Origin of the sequence: Mesorhizobium sp. dw_380 (assembly GCF_018588885.1) — a bacterium.
Taxonomy (GTDB): Bacteria; Pseudomonadota; Alphaproteobacteria; order Rhizobiales; family Rhizobiaceae; genus Mesorhizobium.
The window spans coordinates 111788-121974 of sequence record NZ_JAFFIW010000019.1; the positions used below are offsets into that span (position 1 = coordinate 111788).

The 10187-nt window shown below is 63.3% G+C and carries 7 protein-coding genes; 2 read left to right on the forward strand and 5 right to left on the reverse strand.

Annotated features, from left to right (window positions below; all coding sequences use genetic code 11):
* Positions 1–11: 11 nt before the first annotated feature.
* From JT360_RS19385 to JT360_RS19395, 3 genes are all read right to left on the reverse strand, one after another.
* Entirely contained in the window at positions 12–1133 is a 1122-nt protein-coding gene (locus JT360_RS19385; protein WP_214473347.1) for an ABC transporter permease, read from the reverse strand.
* Positions 1126–2049 carry an ABC transporter permease subunit gene (locus JT360_RS19390; protein ID WP_214473348.1) on the reverse strand — a complete coding sequence of 308 codons (924 nt, stop codon included), beginning with the start codon at positions 2047–2049 and terminating at the stop codon, positions 1126–1128. Before JT360_RS19390 ends, JT360_RS19385 begins: the two co-directional genes overlap by 8 nt.
* A 166-nt stretch (positions 2050–2215) precedes the next feature.
* Positions 2216–3808: a peptide ABC transporter substrate-binding protein gene (locus JT360_RS19395; protein ID WP_214473349.1), complete on the reverse strand. Its 1593-nt coding sequence runs from the start codon at positions 3806–3808 to the stop codon at positions 2216–2218.
* A gap of 283 nt (positions 3809–4091) precedes the next feature.
* Here JT360_RS19395 and JT360_RS19400 point away from each other — a divergent pair, with 283 nt between their 5' ends.
* Both JT360_RS19400 and JT360_RS19405 read left to right on the forward strand, forming a co-directional pair.
* Complete coding sequence (locus JT360_RS19400) at positions 4092–4538, forward strand: TadE/TadG family type IV pilus assembly protein (RefSeq protein ID WP_214473350.1); 447 nt, start codon at positions 4092–4094, stop codon at positions 4536–4538.
* Positions 4539–6308 carry a Tad domain-containing protein gene (locus tag JT360_RS19405; RefSeq protein ID WP_214473351.1) on the forward strand — a complete coding sequence of 590 codons (1770 nt, stop codon included), beginning with the start codon at positions 4539–4541 and terminating at the stop codon, positions 6306–6308.
* A 38-nt stretch (positions 6309–6346) separates the two neighbouring features.
* Here the strand turns inward: JT360_RS19405 and bglA are convergent, their stop codons facing one another.
* Complete coding sequence (gene bglA / locus JT360_RS19410; RefSeq protein ID WP_214473352.1) at positions 6347–7981, reverse strand: beta-galactosidase BglA; 1635 nt, start codon at positions 7979–7981, stop codon at positions 6347–6349.
* Complete coding sequence (glgX, locus tag JT360_RS19415) at positions 7981–9981, reverse strand: glycogen debranching protein GlgX (RefSeq protein WP_214473353.1); 2001 nt, start codon at positions 9979–9981, stop codon at positions 7981–7983. Before glgX ends, bglA begins: the two co-directional genes overlap by 1 nt.
* Positions 9982–10187: the final 206 nt, after the last annotated feature.

A 10187-nucleotide genomic window follows, 5' to 3' on the forward strand; every position in this document is an offset into this window, starting at 1 on the left:
GATCCCCATCGTTATCGATCTCTCGGATCGAGCGCGTCGCGCAGGCCGTCGCCGACGAAATTCAAGGCGAACAGCGTCGAGACGAGGAAGAAAGCGGGAAACAAGAGCAACCAGTTGGCGGTGCCGATGTTCTTGGCGCCGACCGAGATCAGCACGCCCCAGCTGGTCATCGGTTCCTGCACGCCGAGGCCAAGGAACGACAGGAAGCTCTCCAGGATGATGACCTGCGGCACCAGCAGCGTCATGTAGATCACCACCGGGCCAAGCAGGTTGGGAATGACATGGCGCAACAGGATGCCGCGCTGGCCGACGCCCATGGCTTCCGCCGCCTGGACATATTCCTGGCGTCGGATCGACAGGGCCTGGCCACGCACGATGCGCGCCATGTCGAGCCACAGCACCGCACCAACCGCCAGGAACATCAGCACGAAGTTGCGGCCGAAGAACACCACCAGCATGATGACGAAGAAGATGAACGGCAAGGAATAGAGCACGTCGACGATGCGCATCATCACCTCGTCGATCTTGCCGCCGGAAAAACCCGCGGCGGCGCCGTAGATCACCCCAATCACCACCGCCACGACGCCGGCGAGCAGGCCGATGGCAAGCGAGATGCGCCCGGCCATCAGCGTGCGCGAGAGCAGATCGCGGCCGGTGTTGTCGGTGCCGAACAGGAAATATTGCTGCTTGACCGACGTGCTCATCGTCACTTCGAGCCCGTCGGGCGACTTGCTCTCGATCTTGGTGCCGTCAAAGGCATCGGAACGGTCGAGGTAACGGATGTTGCGATCGTCGATCGGCTTGGTGGAGGTGACGGTGACCGTAACGCGCTCGCCGTCCTGCTTCCATTCCTTGATCTCGACCCGCATGCGCTTGATCGCGTCATTGAGCGCCGACTCGATCATGTCGGCCTTTGGGTAGGCCGTAAGGCTTGGCGGCGTGCGCACATAGTCGGCATAGATGGTCGTGTACTGATGCGGCACGAACGAGGGCCCGAACACACTGATGACAGCGATAAAGGCCAGGTAGTAAAGGCTGAACATGGCGGCGCGGTTGGCCTTGAGGCGCGCCCAGGCATCGCCCCAGAGCGAGCGGCCGACGATGGCGGGAGCCGTGGCTGCGATGTCAGTCATAGCGCACCCTCGGGTCGACCACCGCGTACATGACGTCGACGATCAGGTTGAAGACGATGGTGAAGATTGCGATCACCACCACCGTTCCCATCACCAGCGTGTAGTCGCGGTTCAGCGCAGCATCGACGAAATAACGGCCGACGCCCGGAATGGAGAAAATCGTCTCGACGATGACAGAGCCGGTCAGCAGTGCCGCCGCCGCCGGGCCGGTGAACGAGACGATCGGCAAGATGGCACCGCGCAGCGCGTGCTTGACCACCACGGACCAGTCGGAGAGACCGAGCGCGCGCGCCGTTCGGATATGATGGGACCGCAGCGATTCGATCATCGAGCCGCGCATCAGGCGGGCGACGATGGCGATCTGCGGCAGGGCAAGCGTCAGCACAGGGCCGACCTTGTTGAGGAACGCGCCGTCGCCCCAGCCGCCGACAGGCAAAAGCTTCCAGGTCAGCCCGAAGAGGAGCTGGATCACCGGCGCGATGACGAAGGTCGGGATGGTGCTGCCGGCCGTCGCCAGCGCAATCACCGTATAGTCGCCAAGCTTGTTCTGATTGAGCGCCGCGATGGTGCCGAGCACGCTGCCCAGCAGCAGCGCCAGGATCAGCGCCGAGGCGCCGAGCTGGATGGATATGGGCAGGCCCTTGGCAAACAGTTCGGTGACGGTGAAATCCGGCATGTTGTAGCTCGGACCGAAATTGCCGCGCAGCAGATTGCCGAGATAGTGGACATATTGCAGCCAGAGCGGGTCGTTGAGGCCGAACTGGGCTTCAAGGTTGGCCTTGATCTCGGGGCTCAGACCCCGCTCCTGGTTGAAGGGGCCGCCTGGCGCGACGCGCATCAGGAAGAACGCCATCGTCACGATGACGAACAGCGTCGGGATGGCGGTCAAAAGCCGCCGGAATACGTATCGCAGCATCGGTGCCCCGCTTGATCCGGAGCGCGCCCGTCCCGTTGGACGATTGCGCTCCAGCCTTCAAATCTTCGCACCGGATTTTTCCGAAAACCGATTCCGCTTCCCGGGCCGATGCGATGGCAAACCAGCGCCGCCGCGCCTCGAAAGGGCGCGGCGGCTTGGCCAGGGATCAGTCCTTGCTGACGAAACGGGATGGATGGACGTCCATCACATTGTCGACGAAGCCATGCAGCTTCGAGGAAACGATGTCGTGGTAGCTGTAGTAGAGAAGCGGGATCTGGCCGACATCGTCGACGAGAATGCGCTCGGCCTCGGAGAGTTCCTTCATGCGCTCCTCGGGTTTGCCGCCGGCCGCGGCTGCCTTGTCCATGGCCGCCTCATATGCCGGGCTGTTGTAGTTCGAATAGTTGTTGCCGCTCGCCTTGCGCGAGATGCCGAGGAAGGTTTCCGGATCCTTGTAGTCGGCGATCCAAGCGGCACGCGCCACGTCGTAGTCGCCCTTCTGCTCGAGGAAGGAATAGTGGGTCTTGGTGTCGGTGTTGAGCAGCGTGACGTCGACGCCGAGCGGCTTCAGCTGTTCCTGGATGGCGACCGCGGTGTTCTTGTGGTTCTCCGAGGTGTTGTAGCGGATTTCCATCTTCAGCGGATGTTCGGGCGTATAGCCGAGCTTCTCGAGGATTTTCTTGGCGGCATCCTCGCGGTCGATCTGCGGCATATCGGCGTATTTGGCCATTGCGGGCGTATAGCCCTCGATGCCGGGAGGCACCATCGAATAGCCGGGCAGCATCGAGTTCTGCCAGACCTTTTCGGCGATGAAGTCGCGGTCGATCGCCATCGAGATGGCGTTACGCAGTTCAGGGTTGTTCCAAGGCGCCTTGTCGGTCTTGATCGCATAGTAATAGGTGCCGAGATACGGGCCGACATGGATCTGGTCGCCGAACTTTGTCTTGAGATCGGCGAGCTGTTCGGTCGGCAGATCGTCATAGCTGTCGAGTTCGCCGGCCTCGAAGCGCTTCATGGCCGATGAGCGGTCTTCGGTCGGGATGTAGTTGACCACATCGAACTTGACGGTGGCGGCGTCCCAGAATTTCGGATTCTTGACCAGCTTCATGTGGTCGTTGGGAACCCATTCGGCCAGCGTATAGGCGCCGTTCGAAACCAGTTTGCCGGGCTTGATCCAGTCGGCGCCGAGCTTTTCGATCGAGGCCTTGCTGACCGGATAGGTCGCCTGATGGGTCAGCATCTCCAGGAAGTACGGCGTCGGCGCCTTCAGCGAAACTTCCAGGGTGTTGGCGTCGATTGCCTTGACGCCCATGTCCTCAGGCTTGCCCTTCTTGGTGTTGACATCCTCCGCACCCTTCACCGGGTACAGCATGGATGCATATTCGGCACCGGTCGCAGGGTCCTCCAGCCGGTGGAAGGCGTAGACGAAATCGTCCGCCGTCACCGGGCTGCCATCCGACCACATGCCGTCCTTGCGCAGCTTGAAGGTGTAGACGGTGCCGTCATCCGATACCGTCCAGCTTTCGGCGGCGCCCGGAATGAGGTTCGCCTTCTGGTCCTGCATGACCAGTCCCTGGAACAGGTCACGCAGCACATTGGCTTCGTAGACCGTCGAGGTCTTGTGCGGGTCGACCGACTCCGATTCAGCGGCGGTCCCCCTGTTGTAGACGGTCTCAGCAAAGGCCGGCGCGTAGAATGCGCCGGCGGCTACCGCCATGGTGGTGGCGAATACCGTCGCCTTCAGCATGTTTTTCAGCATGAAGTTCTCCCTGTCGGCGCTGCCGTGGACGCGCCTATACGTGTTGACGCCCCGGAACCGATGTCTGGCTCCTTTGAGCGCGCCGCCGGTTCCCTCCGGCAGCTGGTGGCAGGAGACTAGACAGGAGGTAAGCTCTTTTCAACCGAGTACTGATTGACCCTAAGTCAATCCTTAAAATGGACGAAGCAACGGCTAAATTAGAGCGGCTTTTTCAATCGCACGCATCCTCCGGTTGCACCCGGAGTTTTCGCTTTCTGCATGCGAACTTTGGCATGTTGGCGCCATGGTTCAGAACCTCATTTCCTGGGTCCGAAGGCGCGCGTTCCGAACAGACAATTCGGGAACCTCAGCGGTCGAATTCGCCCTGCTGTCGCCGCTTTTCATTCTCCTTCTGCTCGGGATGGTTGCGTATGGCATCTATTTTGGCGCCGCCAGCTCGGTCCAGCAGATCGCAGCGGATGCTGCACGGACGGCCATTGCCGGGCTGAACCAGACCGAGCGGCAGACGCTCGTGGCCTCCTTCCTCGCCAACAACGCCGGCGGCTACCCCTTCGTGGACGCCAGCAAACTCACCTATCAGGCCAACGACAGCGTCGCCGACGGAAGCCAGTTCGTGGTGTCCATCTCTTACGATGCACGCAACCTGCCGATCTGGAATCTTTTCCCGGGCATAGCCATGCCAGGGACCACCATCAAGCGTCAGTCAACGATCAGGGTCGGGGGTATCTGAATGCTGCAGCGTGCGGGCAAGGGCATCGGCCGGCTTGCACGGTCGATGGCGGGAGACAGGAAGGCGAACTTCGCCGTCATGACAGCACTGAGCGCGCCGGTTGCATTGGCCCTGGCCGCGGTGGCCATCGATGAGGCCTCCATCTACAGCGAACGCCGGGAAGCCCAGGCGATGGTCGATCTGGCGGCGATCACCGCCGCCTCCAATATCAACAATGTCAACACGGCGGTCGTCACCGCGCTGACCGACAACGGCATGCCGGGCGTCGTGGTTCAAGGCTCGGGCCAGACCATCGCCGCGACCGCCGGGAAGACGGTGGTGACGGTCACGCAAGGCCGATATGCCTCGGCGACCGCCGCTGTCAGCCAGCGCTTCCAGGCGGGCGTGACCCCCTACAACGCGGTGCGCGTCACGCTCAAGAAAATCCCCGCCCGCTATTTCGCGAGTTCGCTTATCCCCACTCCAGTCATCGGCACCGAAGCCACGGCCAGCATGACGCCGCAGGCGACATTCTCGGTCGGGTCGAGACTGCTCAGCGTCAATGGCGGCATCCTTAACGCTCTGCTGAGCGGACTTCTCGGCGGCAACATCTCGCTCAGCGTCATGGACTACAATGGGCTGATCTCGGCCGATGTCAGCGTGCTTTCCTTCATCAGTGCGCTCGCCACACAGCTGAACGTGACGGCCGGCACCTATTCGGACGTGCTGGCCTCGAAGGCGACTGTCGGCCAGATTGCCACCGCCATGGCCAATGTTCCCGGCCTCGGCAACACGGCCAAGGTCGCCCTGCAGACCATCGCGTCCAAGTCGACAAGCACGGTCAAGATCCCGCTCAGCAGTCTCGTCGACCTTGGATCCGTCGGCAGCCTCGGGCTCGGGCAACAGTCAACCGGGCTTGGCGTCGACGCAAGCGCCATGGGAATGCTGACCGCCGCCGCCGTGCTCGCGAACGGCACCAACCAAGCCGCCGTCGATCTCGGCGCCACCATCCCGGGGCTGTTGTCCACCAAGCTCAATATTGCCATTGGGGAACCGGCGCAATCCTCGCCATGGCTGGCGGTCGACGGCATAGGGACGGTGGTGCGCACCGCGCAGACGCGCATCAAATTGACAGCCTCGGTCGGTGTCGGCACGCCCGGCCTCAGCGGCGGCGTCAGCCTGCTGGCCGTCAACCTGCCGCTCAATGTGGAAGTCGCCTATGCCGAAGCCAAGCTGACGGACATCACCTGTCCGACAGGGCCGTCCAGCATCAGCGTTTCCATCGCCGCCCACCCTGGTATTGCCCAGCTGAATCTGGCCAACAGCAACAATCCCTCCGGCTTTGCCGATTTCAGCCAGCCGCAGACCTTCACCGACGCCGAGATCGCGGATGTGAGCCTCAAGCTCCTGCTGATCAACATCCCGTTGATCCAGGTGATGGGTTCGGCCGCGACCGCGATCACCAACAACAGCCCTCAGACCCTGACCTTCAATGCGACCGACATCGCCAACAAGACGGTCAAGACTGTTTCGACGCGAAACATCTCGCAGTCGCTCACCACGTCGCTGGTCAACAACCTGTCGCTTTCCGTCAATGTGCTTGGCCTCGGGATCGATCTGACCGCGCTGCTCGGAACGGTAAAACCCGCGGTGGTAGCGCTGCTTAACACCGTGACTGCGCCCGTCGACGACTTGCTCTACAATGTGCTGTCCGCGTTGGGTGTCGGTGTCGGCCAGGCCGACGTGCGTGTGACCGGAGCGACCTGCGGACGGGCGGTGCTCGTTCAATAGGGCATTTGTGGCCAAGCAGCTCGCTTGGCCGAAACGCATCAGTCGAGCCGCCCAAGGAAAGAACCGAGAGCTGGCAGCGAGAGCGCTTCTTCCCCGACAGAAGCGCTGCCGGCCAAGACAGGCGCGACAACTCCGATATCCCCAGGCAACGGCCAATTCGCCGGCTCCCCAGCGAAATTGAAGACACAGAGCAGCCTCTCGCCGCCGCCTTCGCGGATGAAGGCGAGCACATCACCCTCGGCGTCGAGAAAGCGGATCGAACCGCCGACCAGGGCCGGATGGCGCCGGCGCAAGGCGAGCGTCGAGCGGTAGGCGGACAGCACCGATTGCTCGTTGCCGTTCTGCACATCGACGGCGCGAGCGCGATGGCTGTCCGGGACCGGCAGCCAGGGCTTGCCGGTGGAGAAGCCAGCATTGTCTGCGCCAGCCTCCCAGACCATCGGCGTGCGGCACCCATCCCTCCCCTTAACACCGGGCCAGAAGCGGATGCCGACGGGATCGCGCAGGTCCTCATAGGCAAGCTCGGCCTCCTCCAGGCCGAGTTCCTCACCCTGATAGAGGCAGATCGAGCCGCGCAGGCAGGCGAGCAGCATGATCGAGAATCTGGCAACCGCATCGGGATCGCCTCTCGGCCACATCCAGCGGCTGACATGGCGCACCACGTCATGATTGGAAAATGCCCAGCAGACCCAGCCGTCGGCGACCGCATGTTCGAAGGCCTCGATACAGCCGCGCATATGCGCCGCCGAAAATTGCGGGCCGAGCAGGTCGAACGTGTAGCACATCTGCAGCTTGTCGCCGCCGGAGGTGTAGGCGGCGAGCGTCTGCAGCGAGCGACCTTCATCACCGATTTCACCGACGGCGGCGCGATCCTGATAGTCGTCGAGCAGCGCGCGGAAACGCCTGAGGAAGGCGAGATTTTCCGGCTGCGTCTTGTCGAACAGATGCTCCTGGTAAAGGTAGGTGCTGGTCTCGCCATTGGTGCCGGCGACGCTGGACGCCAAAGGCGGATTGCTGCGCAGCCAGCGGTCGTGGACGTAGTAGTTGACCGTGTCGAGCCGGAAACCATCAACGCCGCGCTCCAGCCAGAAGCGCACAGTGTCCAGCAGCGCATCCTGAACCTCCGGATTGTGGAAATTCAGGTCCGGCTGCGAGGCCAGGAAATTGTGCATGTAATATTGCCGGCGGCTCGAATCCCACTCCCAGGCCGGGCCACCGAAGACGGACAGCCAGTTGTTGGGGGCGTTGCCGTCGGGTTTGGTATCAGCCCAGACGTACCAGTCGGCCTTGGGATTGTCGCGGCTGGCGCGGCTTTCGACGAACCATTCGTGCCTGTCGGATGAGTGCGACAGCACCTGGTCGATGATGATTTTCAAACCGAGGCGATGCGCCTCGGCGACCAGAGCGTCGAAATCCTCCAGCGTGCCGAACATCGGATCGACGTCGCGATAGTCCGACACGTCATAGCCCATGTCAGCCATCGGCGACTTGAAGAAGGGCGACAGCCAGACGGCATCGACGCCGAGCGAGGCGATGTGGGCAAGCCTTGCCGTGACGCCCTTGAGATCGCCGCTGCCGTCACCGGTCGTGTCCTGGAAGGAGCGCGGGTAGACCTGGTAGATGACGCAGCCGCGCCACCATTCGGCGCACTGCTCGGAATTGTTGCCTGCCATCACGGACCCTTCCCGGCGCGGCCCTTTTCGGTCCGGCGCTCGATCATGAAACTGACGCTGCGGCCAGGCAACGGCCGCGCGAGGTCGATCGCCTGCGCTTCGATCGCCGGCTGCCATCGGGACCCATCGCGTGCGGGCAAGGTGAAGACGCATTGGCGACGATCGCCGTTGATGATGACCGCAAGGCGGCCGCCCCCCGGATCGGCCAGCAGCATGACGAGACGGTGCCGGGTCGGATCGTTCCAGTCCGTCTCGGCAAGCGGGATGCCGGTCTCGGTCAGCCAGGAAACGTCGGAGACGCCTGAGGAATCGGCCGGTTCTCCCGTCAGGAAATGCGTATCCGACAGCGCAACAGACTCGCGCCGCAACGCGGCGAGCACCGATGTATATTGCTCCAGCGTCTGGTCGCGGCCTGCCCAGTCGAGCCAGGTGACGGCATTGTCCTGCGCATAGGCGTTGTTGTTGCCCTTTTGCGTACGCCCAAATTCGTCGCCGGCGGTCAGCATGATCGTGCCGCGCGAGGCGAACAGCGTGGCAAGCAGCGCGCACTGGTCGTCGAAGCGTGCCTTGACGATCGCCGCGTCGTCCGTCGCACCCTCGGCGCCATTGTTCCAGGACAGATTGTCATTGTGGCCATCGCGGTTCTGCTCGCCATTGGCGGCGTTGTGCTTGTGCTCATAGGCGACGATGTCGGCCAGCGTCATGCCGTCATGGGCGGCGATGAAATTGACCGTGCGGCTGGCCGGCTGGTCTGCTCTGCCAAAAATATCGGACGAGCCGGCAAGCCGTGTCGCCAGCGCTCCAAGCGCGCCGGCATCGCCGCGCCAGAAGCATCTTGCATCGTCGCGATAGCGGTCGTTCCATTCCAGGAAGCGCGCCGGGAAGTTGCCGAGCTGGTAGCCGTCAGGACCGATGTCCCAGGGTTCGGCGATCAACACGCGATCAGCAAGGATAGGATCCCCGGCGATCTCCCCGAGTAAGGGCGCCGCGGGATCGAACGCGCCGTCGACGCGGCCCAGCACCGGCGCCAGGTCGAAACGAAAGCCGTCGACGCCGGCATGGCGGACGAAATGGCGAAGCGTGTCGAGCACCATTTGCCGCACCACCGGATGGTCGCAGGCGACCGTATTGCCGGTGCCGGTGTCATTGACCAGCCTGCCGTCCGGCTGGTGCCGGTAGTAGGCTTGATTGTCGAGGCCGCGCAACGACAGCGTCGGCCCCAGCCGGTCGCTCTCACCCGTGTGGTTGAAGACGAGGTCGAGGATGGTGCCGATGCCGGCCTGACGCAGTGCGGCGACCGTGCCCTGCAATTCCGCCAGACCGCCGGGCGCCAGGCGAGGGTCGAGTGCCATGAAGGTGACGGGATTGTAGCCCCAGGCGTTGCTGAGGCCCAGCGGCGGCAGATGCCGCTCGTCGATCGACGCCGTCACCGGCATCAGTTCGACAGCGGAAACGCCGAGCTTCTTGAGATGCTCGATGATGACAGGATGAGCAAGTGCGGCGACCGTACCGCGCTGCTCTTCCGGGATATCCTGACGAAGCTTGGTGAAGGCGCGCACCGGCACTTCGTAGATCAGGCCCCCCGGGCGAAACAGCGGCGGCAGCACAGGCACCGCCGCGGACAAGGCTTTTGCCACCGTCTTGGGCATCAGTGGCGCGGTGTCCGTCCCCTCATTGCGCCGCGCTGCGAGCCGCCAGTGATAGGCGTAGGGCCGGTCGATTTCGACGGCGTAGGGATCGGTCAGCAGCTTGTCGGGATCGCTCCAAAGCCCGCGCTCGGGCGCGTAATCACCATCGGCACGAAAGCCATATCGCGCGCCTGCAGCAAGGCTGGAAACGAAGAGCGCATGCACCCCCTCGCCTTCCGGCTTCATCTCCAGCCGGTCAAGTTCACGGTCTCCCTGCTCGTCGAAGATCGAGACCCAGAGACGACGGGCCGACGAGGACCACGCGGCGAAGCGGATGCCTTCGCGGGTGACGGTTGCGCCGAGTTGGGTCATGGGCGCGTCCTCCACCCTCCCCCTTGTGGGGAGGGTCGCGAACGAAGTGGGCGGGGTGGGGGGCGGCGCAGGGAAAGCGCTTTACGCGCACCCCCACCCCGATCCGCTACGGGGATCGACCCTCCCCACAAGGGGGAGGGTGAAGCTACCGCCACCCCCCGACGACCCCCCCCGCCGTTCGGGGGGGGGGGGGTTTTTGTTTCCGC

Excerpts from the sequence above, each read along its gene's own strand:
- JT360_RS19400 (WP_214473350.1), top strand. The coding sequence starts at position 4,092 with ATGGTTCAGAACCTCATTTCCTGGGTCCGAAGGCGCGCGTTCCGAACA.
- JT360_RS19390 (WP_214473348.1), bottom strand. The coding sequence starts at position 2,049 with ATGCTGCGATACGTATTCCGGCGGCTTTTGACCGCCATCCCGACGCTG.
- glgX (WP_214473353.1), bottom strand. The coding sequence starts at position 9,981 with ATGACCCAACTCGGCGCAACCGTCACCCGCGAAGGCATCCGCTTCGCC.
- JT360_RS19385 (WP_214473347.1), bottom strand. The coding sequence starts at position 1,133 with ATGACTGACATCGCAGCCACGGCTCCCGCCATCGTCGGCCGCTCGCTC.
- JT360_RS19395 (WP_214473349.1), bottom strand. The coding sequence starts at position 3,808 with ATGCTGAAAAACATGCTGAAGGCGACGGTATTCGCCACCACCATGGCG.
- bglA (WP_214473352.1), bottom strand. The coding sequence starts at position 7,981 with ATGGCAGGCAACAATTCCGAGCAGTGCGCCGAATGGTGGCGCGGCTGC.
- JT360_RS19405 (WP_214473351.1), top strand. The coding sequence starts at position 4,539 with ATGCTGCAGCGTGCGGGCAAGGGCATCGGCCGGCTTGCACGGTCGATG.